Here is a 17,148-nt window from a genome sequence, read left to right as displayed (position 1 = left end):
GAAAACGCTCATAGATTGACCGTCCATTTCTGACGCGCAAAGTACCGGCGCAGCCTCCGCAGTGCGGCATGGATGGATTTTCCCGCCTGTGATGGTGTGATACCCTCCATTGCGGCAATATCTTTCACTTTCATACCCAGCATATAGCGGGCGTGGACACGGCGAGCCTGCATAGGCGGCAGGGAGGAAATGGCTTCGTACAATCGCCGTATCAGTTCTTCGTATTCGGCTAATTCTTCTTTTTCTATCAGATGATCCTCCGGCGATGGCTGCGCCCAGCCGATGGCGGCATTTTCGATTCCATCGTTACAATCGAGGGAATAAAACGCCTTATACCGGAACATCTTGCGATCTCTGGCGGCCTCGGCTCTCTTGTCCAGAAGAAACGCTTCGACGATCTCATCGGACACCTCCACAAAAATGTCCTCTTTGCAAAATGGATAATATTGTTTGAGATTTATGGTCTGCATAGGCACGCCCTCACTCTGTTTGAAAAAGGTCATCATAGCAGCGGCGCATATTCCGCAGCCCCCGGTGGATGGCAACGCTGACCTTACTGCTATGGATACCCTCTCTCCGGGCGATTTCCGGCTGCTTGATACCGGCAATGTAGTAGGCGTGAACACGGCGGGCCTGTGTCGGAGTGGCATGAGCCAGAGCCGCAGGCAGAGCTACAATCAGGTGCAGGCGGGTGGTCATTTCTTCTCGTTCCAGCAAAATATCTTCCGACGATCTGCTGTGTTCCAGTGCGTAATTTTCCAGCCAGCTGTATGCGTCCAGAGAGTAGTAGGCGCGGTGGTAGACTTTCCGACGCTCATAGTTCTCCATCTCCCGCTGGGCCTGATACATCGCTGCCCATACCTCGTCCGTAACATCCACAAACTCGTCATGCCGGTAGTGGGGATACATCCACCGCAGATTGATTGTTTTCATAGGCTTACCTCCTGAAAATTGGAGAGGCGGGCAGCTCGTCCGCTGTCCGCCCCTCGCTGAGATAAGGGAAATGATCCCTTTCACTTGGTAGCCAGAAAACAGGTCATTTGTTAAGCCTGTTCCCAAAGAAATTTATAAATTTTTTTCTGACCGCCTCCACACTTTGATACACAGCCACTTTGGAGCAGCCGCACAGCACACCGATCTCTGCAAGGCTCAGCCCGTCAAGCGCATAGAGCAGGAACCGGCGGCGCTGGGCCTCGGTACAGGTGTCCAGAACAGCCATCAGCTCATGCAGTGTTTCCTTGCGGCAAAGGTATTCTTCCGGCGTTTCGCCGTAGGCTCCTACACCCTCGGTGGTAATGATGTACTCGTCAAACTCCCGGCCATCCCAATGCCGCCGCTGTTCATGGAACAGGTTCTCCGTTTTGTGATCGGCCCGGTCAAGAAATTCATAGACTTCCAGCGTGACCTCCACGGCCACAGCTTGTCCGTTATAATTGATGGTAACTTCCATCTGCCTTTCCTCCATTCAGATTTTTTCGGGAAAATCTGAATGGGGCGGCGGAGAACGGCACCGGGGATAAAGTTCGGGCCATGCTGACCCGATGTTCCGGCTCCATAGAGACAAAAAAGCGCCCGGACGGCATAAAGCCATACGAGCGTAATAGAGTATATTTTGCTGTTTAGTTACATGGTATAGTGCATACTTCTGACCGCATTGCTCCGCTGCTGGGAACAGGCTTTTTTTAGCTGGTGCAGGTCATGGGGACTGTGAAAAAAGGCAAAAATAGACACGGCGGCAATCCTCCTATGTGCCGCCGTGGATTTACACGGTGTTAGGTCGTCGTTGGTTTAGCGTAGACGAAAAGAAACGGCGGCTCTGATTTCTCAAAACCGCCGCCAGGGTATCTAGAGTAAGCGCACAAAATCAACCTGCCCAGCTACGGTTTTTTTCTTTCCCCATTAGGCGGGGCAGGTTTAAAAGAATATGAAAAGCCGATAACAGCAGTCATGTTAGCCTGCGTGTTATCGGCTCTGCGTCTATGCGTCTGGCTCTCTAATAACGGATATATTCAGTTGCGTTACATGAATGAGCGTTTCCTGTTTACATTTTGGACAGAACAAGGGGAAATTCCTTAATTCCGTGTCAATTCGTATTTTTATTCGGGTTTTATTATGGCATATAGGACAACTAACCCAACTTGTCTCTTTCATCAAAATTACCCCGTAACTTGATGTTTCTTTGATATATTTTTTGTTAGTCTATAAAATACGAATATCAATCCAACATTAAGGATGATCATAAAGACCGGCTGGCTCATACCGAAATATGTTTTCATATCAGAAAATATACCGTTTGTATGAAGCATAAAAATCGGGCAAATTTCCTGCATTTTTTGTAAAACAGGAAGGCTATCATTAAAATCAAACACAACTGGCAAGAAGCAGATGACGCAAGAAGTAATAAGCGCTGTAACAGGAGAACTCATTTGAGCACTTAAAAACAATGTAATAGTTGTCAAGGCTGCAATCCCAAAAATATTCAATATTACAGAGATAAAGAACATTTGCAAAAAGGTCAAATTATATATTGAAGAAGCATAATGTAATGAAGATTGAATGCTTACATTCCACCCCTGTAACCCATAGGTACAGCCATACAGAACTAAATTTAGCAGTAAATACAAGAGGTATGTGCCAATTACAACTTCCAAGGCCGCTATAATTTTTGAAGTTGTGAGTTTGGTTCGGCCATACCGAGCCGAATAAATAATGCTATCTGTATGAAGTGCATACTCTTCTGAGAAAACAGGAGATAGAGTGATTACAACAATTAAACATATCATTATGGACAAGATGCTCCCCATTCCAGATAATAGCTTATCCCAGCCATCGCAATATCCTAAAGTCACAGTTGGACTATTTGGATATGCTGTTTCGAGTGACTTAAAACTACCATCAGAATTTGTCAAATATTCCAGAATCGCCGCTTGGTCACGATAAACATGAACAGCAGAAAAAGCAGAATTTTCATCTTGTCCAACAGTTGCTTGTTTTGCTTGGTCGATTTTTTCTTGCATAGTAAGTAATGTATTTTGAGAGAGTTTTCCTTCAAATATTTCTGCTACTTCCTTCCGTTGTTCAATGGCTGTAAAACCGCTTGCTAATGCCATTTTTTCAAGGTCATAATCATAGAAAACATTTTGATAATTAAATTGAAAAAAGAAAAAATAGGCAACGATAAGAACCACACCAGCTAAAAACAACATTCGTGTTTGCTTTCTCGAACATATTTTATTTCGTTCTGCTTTTATCATTTCATTCATGCTCGGATACCTCCGCAAAATAGTATAAATACAAATCTTCCAATGTTGGATCAACATTCCAAGCGGTTCTGCATGGTGCTTCTTGAGAAATAATCCTCAGCCGTTCTGCACCATTATTATGTTTCAGATTTGCTGTTACATAGTTCAATTCTAATTCTTCGGCCTCTTTTCGAGATACATCACATTCCCAAACACATTTTTCAATCGGCTTCAAAAGTTTTTCTGGAGAACCATGTTGAATTAACTCGCCATTTTTCATAATCAGAATCTCATTTGCGATATATTCAACATCAGAAACAATGTGAGTGGACAAAATTACAATTCTATTTTCTGCCAAAGAACTAATCAGATTCCTAAACCGCACCCGCTCTTTCGGGTCAAGTCCAGCTGTAGGTTCATCCAAAATCAAAATACGGGGATCGTTTAGTAATGCTTGAGCAATTCCCAAGCGTTGTTTCATACCGCCGGAAAAAGTTTTGATTTTTTCGTTTTTCTGTGTGAGCAGATCAACAACCTGCAACAGCTCCATTGTGCGATTATGGGCTTTTTTAGGTGGCAGCCCCTTTATTGCAGAGATATACATCAAAAATTTATACGCTGTAAAGTTAGGATAATAGCCAAAATTTTGTGGCAGGTAGCCTAAGATATTACGATATTTCTCGCCCAAATCATGAATGTTTTTCCCGTTAAAAAAAATGGCTCCTTTCGTTTCAGTTTGGACATCGCAAATCATTCGCATCAAAGTTGTCTTGCCCGCACCATTTGCCCCGAGTAGACCATAAACACCATTTGTTAATTTTACGCTGAAATGATTTACAGCTTTTTTTCTTCCATATTCTTTTGAAAGATCATTTATTGTAAGTTCCATATCAATTCTCCAATCATTTTTTCTTTTTTCAAGTACAGTTGAAGTGTTTTCCCTAATAGGATAATAGATAACACATAAAATCCAATCCATCCCCAGAACATAGACGCTTCAAATATAAATCGCTGATGGAGTACAAGAGAAAATGTTCCAGAAAGAAAAATCATACAAGCGATTAAATGATACAAGCTATCGTTTGTCCTGCTTTTCGCACATATAAAAAGATAACAAGTGCAAGAAATATTAAATGGAATCAAACCATACAACACCATTTCAATCATTGATTTCTGGTAAATATATGCCATTGAAATTAAAATGACTGTTATTAGGAAAAGGTTGATTACTCCAATAATCAGCATACGACCTGCTACAATTTTTACCAGCGTTGTTCTACTAGACTGTTCAATTTCCCACATACCATAGATGTTGCTTTTAGATATTTCTATTGCACCTAATAACGCAAGGAATGGAACCATAACTGCAAGGATTGTCAATGGATAATAAAATGGAACCCTCCATTGGCCCAGGATACATGCTAATAATACTGCACATATAGTGAGTATTATTTGAACAATCCAGAAAGAAAGCGGCAGAAATTGAAGTTGGTTCAATATAATATCTCGCATTGAATTTTTATTGAATTCAGAACTATTCATGTAACTTTTTCCAGCTACGATTACTGCTTTAATTTTAGGTTCAGATGGAGCAGGCGTTTCACAACTCTGCAACCATTCTAATACACCATTTTGTTTTTGGGTCATACATTATCGCCTCCTCTAAAATCAGCCAAATATCGTTCCAGTTTTTTAATCCCCTGTTGGAGCCTAGATTTTACAGTAGAAACACTAGCTTTTGTAATGGTTGCAATCTCTCGGATTTTCAAATCATAATAAAATCGTAAAATGATGACCTCTTTTTGATAGTCCGGTAATGTGTTGATTGCATATTGAATTTGCGCTTTAAGTTCGTTAAGCTCAATTTTTTCAAAGGCATTATCAGTATCTTCTATATCTTCAAGAGTTTCTAAATCCATATACAGGGGTTTTGCTTTCTTAGTATAATTGTTACAGGTATTAACAGCAATCGTTAGCAGGTAGTTTTGAAATTTCCCGATCTTTCGTACTGATTGAATATTCTCCAACAATTTCAAGAAAACATCTTGTGTAATATCTGCGGCGGTATCTGGATTGCCGTTCAATCGCCGACAACAAAATAGATAAATTGACTGATAATATTTTCGGACAATTATCTCAAATGCATCTGTGTCACCCGACTGGATTTTTTTAATTAGTATGAAATCTTCGATACCGTGTCACCGCCTTCCATGTGTAAAACGCCTTACACTTAATATACAACTGAGTAACCCAAAAGGATTTAACTTTAGAAATTTTTCTTTTACTTTTTTCATTTCCCTTCTATTGTAATTCCTGTTCTTGAAAAATATAAGATGTAATATATGAATTATAAACTTCAACCAACCTGCATATAGCAACATTCCACGGGCAAAGTATGAATTATACAATGTAACTGGGTGATGTTATATGGCGAAAGTTGAAGATTGTCCCGGTTTTGAAACCTTCGGCGCAGATGTCAAAGCTGCACGAGAGGCAAAGCGTCTGGCACGAAAAACATTGGCAGAAATGGTTGGGATTGAATGGCGGTATCTTGCCAACATTGAGAATCAAGGTGCGATTCCGAGCCTGCCTGTGATGATCCAGTTGATTAAGGTCTGCGGACTTCCCGTGGAACGGTATTTTAACCCGGAGATTATGCGAGAAGAAAGCGAACAGCGGCAGCGGGTCAGCCACAAGCTGAAACTCTGCCCTGAAGAATACCTGCCGATTATCGAAGGTGCCATAGACGGGGCGCTCAAAATGGAACAGACTGCGAAGCAGAAGGAGGACGCATAATCGCGGCCTCCTTCTGGCATTTCTATATCAAGGTTCCCGGCACTTTTCCAAAAGTTCCCGACACCTCTGCTGGATTTCTCCGGTTTCTGTCACAGTCAGGTCACGGTCATTTCCAGTAATCTTATCTTCCAGAAAGTTGGCGTATGTACCCAACAAAGCGTTCCGTAAATCCTCCGGGGTTTTCTGTATTTCAGCGCTGTACCAGTCATTCCGGTGGGGTTCCCATGCCATCAATGTATAACCATGACTGGTCTGAACCACCTCATACAGAGGGTCATCCTCCAGATATGCCTGAAACACTTTCAAAACCTTTTCAAAGGTCAGCATTTCCCGCACCTCCCATTCAGCTGCAAATCAGTTCCCTGATTAAAATTTCCTCAATCTGTGCCGTTAATGTGTTCATCAGCCCCACCCAACGCATAGGATCACAGGCTTTCAGTTCTTCCGTGACACCCGCAGTCTCCATCATGTGAGGCAACATGGTGTCCACACGCTCCTGCGCTGTCCGGTCAATCTCTATCAGGTGCGGATACAGCTTCTCGCTCATCAGCAGTTGGTTGTAGAGAATGGGGCGATGTTCCTTTAGGTAGGATTTTCGCATTCTGCCGTACTTGCCGATAGAAGTTTCCGGCTGTTCAGAAAGTTTTAGGTTGGGTATATCATAATCTCCACAACGAATGTAAGTCAACTTACTCATATTCATGCTCCTTTGCTCCGTGATGATTAGACTGCTGCGCTGGCTGCTATGCTGCCTTTGCGCGGTTCTTCTTTTGGTAGCTGCCCGATAGTAGAAAAAACACCTTTTTTCATATCCTCAGCCCGGATCATGGCTTTCTTAGCGTCCATTTCCGCTTTTTTCTTCGCCTTGATTTTGTCCTCATACCGTTTCTGTGCGCCGCTGGCTTTCCGCTTCAAATAATTCTGATGAAGCCTGTCCTTGCGTTCTTCTTTTTTCCGCAGTTCTTCCTGTTCCTCCGGGGTTAAAGGAACCGGCTGTAAGGATGGTGGGATATAGCGTCCTAAAAAATTGAAGTAGATTTCAATTTCCTGCGTGGTGTCCTGACTGCCTTTTCGGGCGCGTTCGTGGACAAGGATTTTCTCTACAAACTCGTTGAGCATGGTGTTTGTCAGAGTGTCAAAATTCTCGTACTTATCAATTAGGGCTATAAATTTCTCTGCGGATTTCTGGCTCTGCTCATAGCCGGTAACAGCCTTTTCCAGCTCCGCAATTTCAATCTCAAGTGCGTCCTGCTCTTTGGCATACTGTGCATCAAGCGCCCTATATCGTGCATCCGGCAGCTTGCCGAGGGCATTGTCCTCATAGATTTTGCAAATCAGTTTTTCCAGTTCTCCGGCTCTCTTTTGGGCAGCAGCCAGACGCCTGCGCTTTTTCGCTATATCGGCACTCTGTTGAGCAACCTGCGTCTCCTGAACAGTGTGAATAAATTCCGTCCGGTCATTTCTCGAATATTCAGCGATAGCCCGGAGCGTGTCGGAAACCAATGTCAGGACAGCACTCTCATTGATACGGTGTTGTGTAGGGCATAGTGTCCCACACGGAACTTTGGTATAATTGGAACAGGTATATTGAGAAATCCGCCTGCCATTGTTGGTGCGGTGGACATACATCTTGCCGCCGCAATCGGCACAATAGAGCAAGCCTGTGAGGGGAGCCGCTTCGCCCCAGCCGTTTGGATAACGCCGTACATTGCTGCGGATTTTCTGCGCCAAATCAAAGGTCTGCTGGTCGATAATGGCTTCATGGGTATTCTCAAAGATCGTCCATTCGTCCTCAGAAACATAGTGGCTTTTCTTGTCCTTAAAGTGCTTGCGGGTCTTGAAATTGATGGTATGCCCTAAATACTCTCGTTTTTTCAAAATGTTCACGATGGTAGATGATCCCCATCCATAGGGGTCTTTGACCGGCTTTGAACGGTTCACACCCTCGTTGAAGCGGGCAAGGTGTACGACAGGAATTTCAATCCGGTCTATGGATAATTTGCAGGCGATCTGATAAGGCCCATATCCCTCCAGCGTGAGGGAGAAGATACGGCGTACCACTTCGGAAGCTTCCTCATCTACCAACCAATGCTCCCGCTTTTCATCCCACAAGTAGCCGTAAATCACCGTGCCGGTCAGGTGCTTGCCACTCATGCCTTTTGACTTAAACACAGAGCGGATTTTCCGGCTGGTGTCGCGGGCGTAAAACTCATTCATGATATTGCGGAAGGGCGTAAAATCATCGTCGCCTTTCAGACTGTCCACACCGTCATTGATGGCAATTAACCGGACGCCGCGCTGCCGCAAAATCTCCATGACCTGGCCGACTTTCAGATAGTCACGCCCTAACCGGCTCATGTCCTTGATGACGATTGCCTCTACACGCCCTGCCTCCACTTCCTCCATCATCGCCAAAAATCCTGGGCGGTCAAAACGGGTGCCTGAGATACCATCATCGGTAAAGTGCGTAGGGTTGGGCAGCCCATTCCGGCGGGCAAAATCCTCTAACATCTGCTTTTGGTTGGATATGGAATTGCTCTCGCCCTGTAACTCATCGTCCCGGCTCAGGCGCTCGTACAGTGGGGTAATTTTTTCATTTCTCATGGCTGTACCTCCTGAAACAAAAATGCTCTAAGTGATTGCTTCACTAACCATGACAAAATCATGATTAAGAAGTCACTTAGAGCATATATCACCGGCGGCCAGCTTATATTTCTTATACTGGCGCACCGCAAAGTGGTTTGGCTTCTCGGCTTCCAGTGCATCAAACATCAGGTCTACGGGGTTTTTGAACTCCTCGTCATCCTCACGGACTTCCATGGCGTTGATGAACTCAATGAGGGTGGAGAAGTTTTGTTCCTCCACCGGAGCCTCATAATGGATATAGCCAATAAGCGCGCAGTACAACAAGGTTTCTGCTTTTACCCAGAAATCGTCTCCGGCCTTGCCTTCGCCTTTGGTATTGGCGATCAGCGTTGTTACCAGCTTCAAAATGTCCTTTTCGCTATGGATATAGGCGAAAGGGTTATAGTGCATGGACTTCTTGAAGTTAATGGTATTTAGGACCTTGATTCGGTACGGCTCATAAATGACCTTGCCGTGTTTATCCTTCATGGGCTTTCCGTCCTTCCCCAATTTGGGTGCGCCCCTTTGGAGCATTTTTCCGCACTCCACCAAAATGGTTCCCTTCGGGTCTGTGACCACATAAGAACTGTGCATCTGCATCAGATTCGGTTTGAGCCAGAAGCGGGTCTTACCGGAACCGGAGCCGCCAATCACCAGCACATTTTTGTTTCTGGCGGTCTTTGGGTCCTTGGGGCGGCTGTTCATTGTCAGGCTCTCCGTTTTCGTCAGAATCACATTGTTCTGGAACACCGGGTCGATGTAGGGTGCAATATCCTCACGGGTTCCCCAACGGGCAGAGCCATACTCCATACCGTGACGGTACTTCTTGGCGTTTTTACTTTTGAGGTACACCGCCAGACGCAGGCCAGCACCGCAGCACAGCCCTACCAGCAGATCCAACGGGTGCAGGCTGGGCCAGAAACTTTGCAGCGCCCCAGGCAGGACAGCAAACAGGGAAAGGAATTTCTCTGAAGCATTTGCCCCCTGAGCCAGTCGCCATGCCTCCCCGAAGTTAGTAGCAAACAGCCCCATCAGGAGATAGGGCAGGTTCAGCAAAACGAGCTTTTTGATGTCAAACTGCTTTTTCATCGTTCCAGCTCCTTTCGCTTGGTGCGGTCCACCACGGCATTTTTGACCATCTCTTTGAACTGACTGAGTTTTGCCAGCACAGACGGGCGTTCCGTTTTCTCGGCCTTCTTGACCTTTTTGCTGGTGTACTCGGTAAATGCAGCGGTCAGCGCATCGGCGTCACGGCCTTTGAAAAAGATCAGGTACTTGGGCGGGGAGCTGCTGCGGTCTTTCTTCACCGCATAGTCCACACCATATTTCCGGGCGATCTTCTCAAATTCCTTGATGGAGGGGTCTGTGATCTCGATATTGGAGATTCCCTGATTCTGACCAATAAGCTGCTTGACGGTCTGTTTGCCGTGGGGTGTCACAGGGGCATCACGGCTTCTCTGCTTTTGCAGCTTCTTTTCCTTGCAGTGGGCCATGTACTTGCTGATGGCGGCTTTAAGCAGACGCCCGGTGAACTTTGTTCCGCTGACAACCAGCGTTAAAGTCCTGTTTTCCACTTCTTCCTGCATTTTCATCGCCTCCTTTCCACGAAGTTTGCAGGTGTGGTGTATTTTCTTCTAAGGTGGGACCACCAGCCGCCGGAGAAGGTATTTCTTCATCGAACCGCCCTCAACGAATTTGCTCAGAACGGTCATAGAGCAAATCTCCATTTCTGACCTTTGCATGACTGAGAATCTTGATCTGTCCCTTTGCCTGACTGTCCAGAGCTTTTTCATAGCCCTTATCTGACAAAAACAGGCGGGTTCGTTCACCTTTCCAGCCCACCGGGGAGTCATGCGTCAGCACATCAAAAATAATCATGTGCCGGGTGTTCTCAGCAAATCGCTGGAGATCCATGTAGTCATGGCCGTGATAGTTCTGCGCTCCAGCTTTCTGGCGCATTTCTTCCATCAGCTGACCGATTGTTTTGCCTTCTGGCATAAAACTCACTTCCTTTCCCACTCTCATACAACCATCAAAATCATGTCTCTCAGCTGAGCAAAGTAGAGTTTGCCTTGCGGGGTTATCAGCGTATAGGAGCCGATATGCCCGTGATTGCAGTAGTCTTTGACACAAAACAGTCCTTCATTGGCTGGCTTTGCATAGGGCAGTACATTACCGGATGCGGTGCGGTACACAAAACGCTTTTCCAGAAGGAAACGGACAAACCGACGCTCCGGGACAAGCAACTCTTTGGCGGTGGTGCGGAGGTTGGTACTGTGATTGAGGTCGATGAACAAATCATAAAAGGCTGCCTTACTCTCCAGCAGGGCATTTTCCTCTCGTAGCGACGCATTTTCTTCCCGCTCAGCAAGCAGCTCGGAGCAGAGCTTTATCAGAGCTTCCGGAGAAGTGGCTATCTCCCACAACTTCTCTTTTGTGAGATAGGCTCCGTGCTTGCGAATGGCAGGTAGAACTTCATCAAACACCCATTGTTCAAACCGTTCCGCTGACGGCAGTTTACTATGGGCGATCAGACGATATAGATCACCTTCGGGGATAAAGAGCATTTCGACCATTTGTACCGCGGGGCTTCCATCTGCCTTTTTCCCAGTCTGGACCCCTATGGAACATTTCGTTCCACCCCTGGTATGGTCGCGGACAGCTTTGCGTGGATTGGTATATCCCAGCGCTGTTGCCACATCTGTACCGCAAAATAATACTTTGCCATTCTGTTCCAAAGTGCGAATGCTTCCGAACTCTGGACTATTGAAAATTTCAATCTGATTCATGCTGTGCCTCCTTTGGTGTAATACAAAAGCGGCTGATTACCAGCCGCCTGCGTGCATATCGTGATTTACCAGTGAAGTGTAGTGGTTATTCATGGTGGTAGGAGCGTTGAACAGCACTGCAAGCAGGTACTGCTTGATGTTGTGTACCTGGGTGGTGTTCTTTTGCAGACAGTCCATGACAAACTCGATGTGAGAGCTGTCCAGCTTCAAAAAGCGGGAGCGTACAATTTCATGAGGAAAGTCCGCACCAGAGATCCGGGTGGTCTTTCGTTTGGCACAGACCGTTTCTACCAACAGCTCTACGATCTCATTCAGGTCATCCAGGTAGAGAGGATAACGCTGCTTCAGACAATCATACTCGATATTCTCCAAAATCAATTCCCGATAATTTTCTATCTCTGTGACAGACATCGCATCCCTTCCTTTCCGTTCCGGCGGTATTACCGCCGCTGTTTCCCGGAAGGGAATGGAATCGGTATTTGATCCATGAGTATTTTGTTTTTGGGTATTTGATTTCTTAGTATTTAATTGTGTTGGATTTTCCGGTAACGGATTTACCGCTGACGGGTTTACCGTTATCGGGTTTTCCGACAACGGCTTATCCAACATCGGTTCTCCCTCGATGGGACGCTCAAAAATGGTATACTCATTGGCTGCGAATTTACCAGAAGCATCAGTTGTCTGTCTGCGTCGAATGTATCCGGCTGTTTCAAGCTCATTGACAGCAGAGCGGATTGCATCTTTGCTTTCTCGATTGATATAGCTGAGTCCTGACAGCGTATAATCCCAGTCATCAGGCAGAGATAACATCTGCGACAAGAGACCCTTTGCCTTCAAAGAAAGTCGTTTGTCTTTTAGATGAAAATTGCTCATAACCGTGTAATCGCCAGTGCGTTCTACACGAAAAACAGCCATTTACTTCACTCCTTTCATTTCTCAGGTATGAAAAAAGCCGCAATTCATAAAAGAATTGTGGCAGCGGTTAGGGTCTGTCTGTATCTTTTTTCTTGCGTCGGTAGAGGCGTTTTGGCATTGGTGGTTTATCAAACAGATCCCTTTCCTGAGAAAATGGTAAGGTTTGAAAAACACGGTCAATCTCGGTGGATTCCATATCACGCTGTGAGCGGCAATCTTCTTGAATAGCTTCTCGGATTTCTCTTACAGTACACATATTCATTCCTTTCCTTTTGTTGTATCGGTTATGAACGACGGTGTTTTTTAGGCTTGAAGTCGAGGATATGCCCCTCAATAACATGAGCATATCTCTTAATTTTGATTTCTCGACGCTGCTGGCTTTGCAGAGCTGACTGATACCCGTCCTCTGTGAGAAAAAGCCTCATTTCGTCACCAGGTTCTCCATAAGCAGTAGGGCGCAAGACAGTAAACTCAATCATCCAGCAAGTGCTGTCCCAAAATCGCTCCACTGCAAGAATGTTGTGGCCTTTCAGCTCCCTTGCTGCAATATCTTTCATAGGCTCTCCCTTCATCGTTCCTGATCTCGTTGGCGTTTTTTCTGCCATTGTTCCAGCAGTTTAATAATGGTTTCCTGCATTTTGGCCGGTGTATAGCTTTTGGGGAAATACTTTCGCAAGGTATCGCTGCTCAAGGTCACTTTATCCAGATCACCCTTTTTTTCCTCTGACATGATGGCAAGCATCACATCTTCTGACAATTTCCCTTCCTGGCTGAACTTTTTCATTCGCTGAGCCTGAGAGAGAGAAGGGGTAGCCTGCTCATAGTCCATTGTTTCCACCAGCATTTGCTGTTCGTCCGGTTTCAAAAAAGAGAGTTCATAGGCTGGGTTAAATGCGATTTTCTTTTCATCCACCATATCCAAAAGCTCTGGAATCAGTTCAGTCAAACGAACATATCGCATTACCTGGATACCGCTTCGTTCACCGGCTTCTTTTGCCACCTGGTCTCTGGCGCTCAACTTCTGTTCAACTTGAACAGAAGTCAGGTCTGTTCTTGCTCCTTGATGTTTAATGGCTTCCAGCTTCATTTTGTAGGCAAAAGCCCTTTCACTGGGGAGCAGATTTTCTCGCTGCAAATTGCTGTCAACCATAATAATTGTGGCAGCATCGTCATCCAAGTCGCGCACAATGACAGGCATGGTTTCTTTTCCGGCCAATTCGCTGGCTCTGCGGCGTCTGTGACCGGCTACCAGCTCATAACCGCCATCAGGCAGTGGTCTGGCAATCGCAGGAACCAACACACCATACTTTTTGATGCTGTCTGCGGTTTCTATCATTGCATCATCATCCTTGACCTTGAAGGGGTGATCCTTGAACGGATGCAGTTCAGATAGGGGAATTTCCTGAATTTTTTCCAGTTGCTCGTCTTGCCGACTTTCTTCTGTAGAAAACAGGTCATCTACTGAGGCCAGCTCTATTTTTTTCGCGCTGCTTTTCAAGTTTCAATACCTCCTTCGTCAGATTTTTGTAGCCCTCAGCCACTTTGCCATTAGGATCATGGGCATAAATGCTTTTTCCTTCAGCACTGATTTCTTTAGCCCTGACAGAATGAGGAATTTCTGATGTAAACACCTTGATCTTACTGCCATAGGTTTCGCGCAGAAGAGCGGAGATTTCTTTGGCAAAATTGGTTCGGCTGTCTACCATCGTCAGCAGAATCCCATCAATTTGCAGCTTGGGATTGATTTGTCTGCGAACCTTATTGATAGTTTGCAAAAGCTGCTCCAAACCTTTAGCTGGAAGATACTCTGCCTGGACGGGGATTATAACCCTATTAGCGGCAGCCAGTGCATTGACCGTAAGCATACCCAGGGAGGGCTGGCAATCAATAAGGATATGGGAGTATTGCCCCTTCAGCGTGTCCAGATATTGTCGCAGAATGGTTTCTCGGCTCATAGCGTTTACCAGAGATACCTCCATACCAGATAGCTGGATGTCCGCAGGCATCAGGTCTACGCCCTCAGGGTGGTGCAGGATACCCTCGCCGGGACGAATTGGTTCATCCATCAAAATACGGCCCATAGCGTCTGACAGTGTAAAGGGCAGCTTATCAGGCTGGGGATTGCCCAAGCTGATGGTCAGGCTTCCCTGTGGGTCTCCGTCAATCAGAAGGACTTTCTTCCCGGACTGCGCCAGACCAATTCCAAGATTGGCACAAGTGGTTGTTTTGCCGACACCACCTTTTTGGTTGGCTATGGCAATAATCTGTGTATTCATGATTTCACCTCATTTCTTTCTAAGTTTAGATATGAAAAAAAGTGCCTGCTTTACCTTTCCTGAGAAAGATAAAACAGGCACTTTCACTGGCTCAATACCTCTTGTAATGAACCTCTATGTATGGTAAACTATGTCCACGATACCATGAATATAATTAAGTCTCGACGGGAATTGAACTTTTGGCTAACGCCAAATTTCGCGCCTTTGCAAACAGAGTGCAAACAATAGGGGGCTAAAATCCTTTGTTTTTGCTTGATTTTGCTTGTACAAGGTTTATAGAGAACATGGAGAAAAGCCTTGATATAACTGCATTTTCTTTATCCCTGTTGATAGGGAATATATGCACTGGGTCCATCTCCTAAGCGTGGGGTCGGAGGTTCAAATCCTCTTATGGACGCCAGTGAACAACGCCGAAAGCCTTTGTTTTCAAGGGTTTTCGGCTTTTCTTATATGAAAAGGCACGAAAAAGCTCTTTCACTGTATGGGATAGAATTCTACTCCAAAATTTGATTTTTGACAAGCCCTCCAGAATCGAACGGTTGTTATAAGACAAAATCGCCAGCTAATTTTTAGCAGAAAACAGGCTGTTCTTGCTAATGAAAATGCCCTTCCTGCTAATCAGCCCCAAAATCGTGCCAAAAATCCAGCTAATCAAAAAAGGCGGATGTTTTGAGTAACATGCAGTTATAGCAGATAAAATTGAATATCGTTATCTACATAGAGCGTCTATTTGCCCCGCATTGGGGATGGATAGGCGCTCTTTTTTTATGCCCAAAACCATGGGCAAATACAAGAGATTGGAGGTGTTTTATTTGAGCAAGCCTGTTTATGCCGCAGACAAGCCGAGCGATTGCCATTACTGCTACTACTGGACGAATGGCAGAAAGGGTTGCCGTCTGGGTAGAAATAATTGCTACTACTTAATCTCTTTGCCACCGAAATCCAAGTCGGAATGTGATGACTGTCCCTATGGGCGAGATCACCCGTGCATTGGCTGGTGTACGAAGAAGGTTATGCGTGAAGTGGGGCTTCGTTGGTATGGATGCGTATGAACAGGAATACCGCTTCTGCTATTTTGCCCGATGTCCTCACGAAAAGACGGATACGACTTTCTGCAGCGTTCTACTGACAACAGAAAGTTTTCCGCAGAAAGAAAGTGGTGAAGCCGTGTGAGTTTTGATTATTTTTACGGTCAGCAATCCGAGCTATTCACATTCTATCGAGTTCCGAAGGTGTTGTTCACGAACGAGAGGTTTTGGAATATTTCTGCCGATGCCAAGATGCTGTATGGCATTTTGCTTGACCGCATGAGCCTGTCTGCCAAGAATGGTTGGATCGATCAAAACGGTCGAGTGTATATCATTTTTACAATCGACGAAGCGAAGATGGCTCTGAACTGTGCTGAACAAAAGGCTATCAAGCTGCTCAGTGAACTTGAGGAGAAAGCAGGATTGATTGAACGTAAGCGCCAGGGTTTGGGAAAGCCCAACCTGATCTATGTGAAGAACTTTATCTCTGCTGTGGATTCACAACTCTTGAATTGTGAAAATCACAATTCTGGAACAATGGAAATCACAACTCAAGAACTTCCGAAATCACAATGTAATAATACTGATATTAAAAATACTGAATTTAGTGATACTGATTCTATCTTTCCTTCCGGAAATGGTGGAATGATGGACGAGAATGACCGGTATCAAGAATACTTTGATTATTTCTCGGATCAGCTCAGTATTGATTTGTTGAAGAAGGATTACCCTTACGATTCCGAAATGTTGGATAACATTCTGGAGTTGATCGTTGAAACAGTTTGCACGAAGCGACCATTGATTCGCATTGGTGCAGAGGAACGTCCAGCAGAAATTGTCCGCAGTCGGTTTATGAAACTGAATGTCGAACACATTCGATATGTTATGTCCTGGAGGTACATTAAAGAAGAAAGACATTCACTGGAGAGAAACAGTAATCTTGGTATATATTTTGATAGGAATCCGCTTCTATAAATGAATACACAGTACTGATTCTATAGAATATCACTACACATAGCAAATGATTTGCTGCTTTTTATTTTTATCAGGGTAGTCCATAGTGGGCTGCCTTTTGTTATACAAAATGGAGACAATCAGGGAATCTGTAAAAAGAGGCATGGGCGGCGCAATTTACGGTATTGCAAGTGTCACTATATTTGTTAGATTTTTACAAGTATACCCTGTACACAAAAATTTCACTTGTAATCTGGCAGGATATCGGCTACACTTTACTCATTCCAATCTGATAGGAAGGATAAGAAAGAGTATGAGAAAGAAATGGATTTTTACCGGAGTGGCATTTGCACTTGCAATGACCTTGACCGGATGCAGAGATAATGCGGCAGCCAGTATTCCGCAGCAAAGCAGCCAGGAGCAGACGAAGGAGCAGACACAGATGATCCCTATGGAGGAGGCACAGGAAGCGGCGTTAAAAGCAGCGGATATTGAAGCGGCAGATGCAGACATTTCAGCCACG

Annotated in this window: 22 protein-coding genes and 1 pseudogene; 3 read left to right on the top strand and 20 right to left on the bottom strand. The window is 45.1% G+C overall.

The features are described from left to right. Positions 1-8: 8 nt before the first annotated feature. The 8 genes from ABCW45_RS14000 to ABCW45_RS13965 all read right to left on the bottom strand — a co-directional run bounded on the left by ABCW45_RS14000 (position 9) and on the right by ABCW45_RS13965 (position 5,407). Positions 9-470, bottom strand: a complete 462-nt coding sequence (locus ABCW45_RS14000) for an RNA polymerase sigma factor (protein ID WP_008791597.1) — start codon at positions 468-470, stop codon at positions 9-11. 10 nt (positions 471-480) lie between these two features. After that, positions 481-933: a sigma-70 RNA polymerase sigma factor region 4 domain-containing protein gene (locus tag ABCW45_RS13995; protein ID WP_151165517.1), complete on the bottom strand. Its 453-nt coding sequence runs from the start codon at positions 931-933 to the stop codon at positions 481-483. A gap of 103 nt (positions 934-1,036) precedes the next feature. Beyond that, the gene (locus tag ABCW45_RS13990; protein ID WP_148462894.1) at positions 1,037-1,450 is read right to left on the bottom strand and encodes an RNA polymerase sigma factor; all 414 of its coding nucleotides are present in this window, start codon (positions 1,448-1,450) and stop codon (positions 1,037-1,039) included. Positions 1,451-1,977: 527 nt separating this feature from the next. After that, complete coding sequence (locus ABCW45_RS13985; protein WP_173812272.1) at positions 1,978-2,151, bottom strand: cysteine-rich KTR domain-containing protein; 174 nt, start codon at positions 2,149-2,151, stop codon at positions 1,978-1,980. A gap of 5 nt (positions 2,152-2,156) precedes the next feature. Beyond that, positions 2,157-3,263 (bottom strand): hypothetical protein, encoded by a 1,107-nt coding sequence (locus tag ABCW45_RS13980; RefSeq protein ID WP_173812271.1) that lies wholly within the window; start codon positions 3,261-3,263, stop codon positions 2,157-2,159. Next, complete coding sequence (locus ABCW45_RS13975) at positions 3,256-4,131, bottom strand: ABC transporter ATP-binding protein (protein ID WP_173740193.1); 876 nt, start codon at positions 4,129-4,131, stop codon at positions 3,256-3,258. The genes ABCW45_RS13980 and ABCW45_RS13975 overlap by 8 nt, the downstream gene beginning before the upstream one ends. Beyond that, positions 4,116-4,889: a hypothetical protein gene (locus ABCW45_RS13970; RefSeq protein WP_016300379.1), complete on the bottom strand. Its 774-nt coding sequence runs from the start codon at positions 4,887-4,889 to the stop codon at positions 4,116-4,118. The genes ABCW45_RS13975 and ABCW45_RS13970 overlap by 16 nt, the downstream gene beginning before the upstream one ends. After that, a complete protein-coding gene (locus ABCW45_RS13965) occupies positions 4,886-5,407 on the bottom strand; it encodes an RNA polymerase sigma factor (RefSeq protein WP_227219014.1) in 522 nt (173 codons plus the stop codon). Before ABCW45_RS13965 ends, ABCW45_RS13970 begins: the two co-directional genes overlap by 4 nt. A gap of 262 nt (positions 5,408-5,669) precedes the next feature. On the opposite strand from ABCW45_RS13965, the gene ABCW45_RS13960 reads away from it, so the two are divergent. Next, a complete protein-coding gene (locus ABCW45_RS13960; protein ID WP_005933665.1) occupies positions 5,670-6,038 on the top strand; it encodes a helix-turn-helix transcriptional regulator in 369 nt (122 codons plus the stop codon). 27 nt (positions 6,039-6,065) lie between these two features. Here ABCW45_RS13960 and ABCW45_RS13955 read toward each other — a convergent pair whose 3' ends face one another. The 12 genes and pseudogenes from ABCW45_RS13955 to ABCW45_RS13900 form a co-directional block, all read right to left on the bottom strand. Then, entirely contained in the window at positions 6,066-6,365 is a 300-nt protein-coding gene (locus tag ABCW45_RS13955; protein ID WP_002596315.1) for a hypothetical protein, read from the bottom strand. Between the two features lie 16 nt (positions 6,366-6,381). Then, complete coding sequence (locus ABCW45_RS13950) at positions 6,382-6,735, bottom strand: TnpV protein (protein ID WP_118004255.1); 354 nt, start codon at positions 6,733-6,735, stop codon at positions 6,382-6,384. 26 nt (positions 6,736-6,761) lie between these two features. Further along, positions 6,762-8,642: a recombinase family protein gene (locus tag ABCW45_RS13945; protein ID WP_195484142.1), complete on the bottom strand. Its 1,881-nt coding sequence runs from the start codon at positions 8,640-8,642 to the stop codon at positions 6,762-6,764. A gap of 90 nt (positions 8,643-8,732) precedes the next feature. Then, positions 8,733-9,752, bottom strand: a pseudogene (locus tag ABCW45_RS13940) (type IV secretory system conjugative DNA transfer family protein); the annotation flags it as partial. Then, positions 9,749-10,249 carry a PcfB family protein gene (locus ABCW45_RS13935; protein ID WP_002570687.1) on the bottom strand — a complete coding sequence of 167 codons (501 nt, stop codon included), beginning with the start codon at positions 10,247-10,249 and terminating at the stop codon, positions 9,749-9,751. The gene ABCW45_RS13935 and the pseudogene ABCW45_RS13940, both read right to left, overlap by 4 nt. 100 nt (positions 10,250-10,349) lie before the next feature. Further along, complete coding sequence (locus tag ABCW45_RS13930) at positions 10,350-10,661, bottom strand: DUF5720 family protein (protein ID WP_008723307.1); 312 nt, start codon at positions 10,659-10,661, stop codon at positions 10,350-10,352. A gap of 23 nt (positions 10,662-10,684) precedes the next feature. Further along, entirely contained in the window at positions 10,685-11,452 is a 768-nt protein-coding gene (locus ABCW45_RS13925) for a BRO family protein (RefSeq protein WP_002589066.1), read from the bottom strand. A gap of 36 nt (positions 11,453-11,488) precedes the next feature. Continuing rightward, on the bottom strand, positions 11,489-12,367 hold the full coding sequence (locus ABCW45_RS13920; protein WP_006059572.1) for a DUF6017 domain-containing protein: 879 nt from the start codon (positions 12,365-12,367) through the stop codon (positions 11,489-11,491). A gap of 67 nt (positions 12,368-12,434) precedes the next feature. After that, positions 12,435-12,623, bottom strand: a complete 189-nt coding sequence (locus tag ABCW45_RS13915; protein WP_083830145.1) for a hypothetical protein — start codon at positions 12,621-12,623, stop codon at positions 12,435-12,437. 28 nt (positions 12,624-12,651) lie between these two features. Further along, the gene (locus ABCW45_RS13910) at positions 12,652-12,924 is read right to left on the bottom strand and encodes a DUF5720 family protein (RefSeq protein ID WP_002589068.1); all 273 of its coding nucleotides are present in this window, start codon (positions 12,922-12,924) and stop codon (positions 12,652-12,654) included. A gap of 11 nt (positions 12,925-12,935) precedes the next feature. After that, on the bottom strand, positions 12,936-13,865 hold the full coding sequence (locus ABCW45_RS13905) for a ParB/RepB/Spo0J family partition protein (RefSeq protein WP_006059569.1): 930 nt from the start codon (positions 13,863-13,865) through the stop codon (positions 12,936-12,938). Continuing rightward, positions 13,822-14,643 (bottom strand): ParA family protein, encoded by an 822-nt coding sequence (locus ABCW45_RS13900; RefSeq protein WP_002569249.1) that lies wholly within the window; start codon positions 14,641-14,643, stop codon positions 13,822-13,824. The genes ABCW45_RS13905 and ABCW45_RS13900 overlap by 44 nt, the downstream gene beginning before the upstream one ends. A gap of 1,169 nt (positions 14,644-15,812) precedes the next feature. On the opposite strand from ABCW45_RS13900, the gene ABCW45_RS13895 reads away from it, so the two are divergent. Both ABCW45_RS13895 and ABCW45_RS13890 read left to right on the top strand, forming a co-directional pair. Beyond that, entirely contained in the window at positions 15,813-16,646 is an 834-nt protein-coding gene (locus ABCW45_RS13895) for a replication initiator protein A (RefSeq protein WP_343221042.1), read from the top strand. 292 nt (positions 16,647-16,938) lie between these two features. Continuing rightward, positions 16,939-17,148, top strand: a 210-nt coding sequence (locus ABCW45_RS13890; RefSeq protein ID WP_343221041.1) for a hypothetical protein, incomplete at its 3' end; no start/stop codon positions are given.

This window comes from Pilosibacter fragilis (assembly GCF_032490495.1).
Taxonomy (GTDB): Bacteria; Bacillota; Clostridia; order Lachnospirales; family Lachnospiraceae; genus Pilosibacter; species Pilosibacter fragilis.
This window is presented reverse-complemented; position numbering and strand designations above follow the sequence as displayed.

Excerpts from the sequence above, each read along its gene's own strand:
- ABCW45_RS14000 (WP_008791597.1), bottom strand. The coding sequence starts at position 470 with ATGCAGACCATAAATCTCAAACAATATTATCCATTTTGCAAAGAGGAC.
- ABCW45_RS13995 (WP_151165517.1), bottom strand. The coding sequence starts at position 933 with ATGAAAACAATCAATCTGCGGTGGATGTATCCCCACTACCGGCATGAC.
- ABCW45_RS13990 (WP_148462894.1), bottom strand. The coding sequence starts at position 1,450 with ATGGAAGTTACCATCAATTATAACGGACAAGCTGTGGCCGTGGAGGTC.
- ABCW45_RS13985 (WP_173812272.1), bottom strand. The coding sequence starts at position 2,151 with ATGAAAGAGACAAGTTGGGTTAGTTGTCCTATATGCCATAATAAAACC.
- ABCW45_RS13980 (WP_173812271.1), bottom strand. The coding sequence starts at position 3,263 with ATGAATGAAATGATAAAAGCAGAACGAAATAAAATATGTTCGAGAAAG.
- ABCW45_RS13975 (WP_173740193.1), bottom strand. The coding sequence starts at position 4,131 with ATGGAACTTACAATAAATGATCTTTCAAAAGAATATGGAAGAAAAAAA.
- ABCW45_RS13970 (WP_016300379.1), bottom strand. The coding sequence starts at position 4,889 with ATGACCCAAAAACAAAATGGTGTATTAGAATGGTTGCAGAGTTGTGAA.
- ABCW45_RS13960 (WP_005933665.1), top strand. The coding sequence starts at position 5,670 with ATGGCGAAAGTTGAAGATTGTCCCGGTTTTGAAACCTTCGGCGCAGAT.
- ABCW45_RS13955 (WP_002596315.1), bottom strand. The coding sequence starts at position 6,365 with ATGCTGACCTTTGAAAAGGTTTTGAAAGTGTTTCAGGCATATCTGGAG.
- ABCW45_RS13950 (WP_118004255.1), bottom strand. The coding sequence starts at position 6,735 with ATGAGTAAGTTGACTTACATTCGTTGTGGAGATTATGATATACCCAAC.
- ABCW45_RS13945 (WP_195484142.1), bottom strand. The coding sequence starts at position 8,642 with ATGAGAAATGAAAAAATTACCCCACTGTACGAGCGCCTGAGCCGGGAC.
- ABCW45_RS13935 (WP_002570687.1), bottom strand. The coding sequence starts at position 10,249 with ATGCAGGAAGAAGTGGAAAACAGGACTTTAACGCTGGTTGTCAGCGGA.
- ABCW45_RS13930 (WP_008723307.1), bottom strand. The coding sequence starts at position 10,661 with ATGCCAGAAGGCAAAACAATCGGTCAGCTGATGGAAGAAATGCGCCAG.
- ABCW45_RS13925 (WP_002589066.1), bottom strand. The coding sequence starts at position 11,452 with ATGAATCAGATTGAAATTTTCAATAGTCCAGAGTTCGGAAGCATTCGC.
- ABCW45_RS13920 (WP_006059572.1), bottom strand. The coding sequence starts at position 12,367 with ATGGCTGTTTTTCGTGTAGAACGCACTGGCGATTACACGGTTATGAGC.
- ABCW45_RS13915 (WP_083830145.1), bottom strand. The coding sequence starts at position 12,623 with ATGTGTACTGTAAGAGAAATCCGAGAAGCTATTCAAGAAGATTGCCGC.
- ABCW45_RS13910 (WP_002589068.1), bottom strand. The coding sequence starts at position 12,924 with ATGAAAGATATTGCAGCAAGGGAGCTGAAAGGCCACAACATTCTTGCA.
- ABCW45_RS13900 (WP_002569249.1), bottom strand. The coding sequence starts at position 14,643 with ATGAATACACAGATTATTGCCATAGCCAACCAAAAAGGTGGTGTCGGC.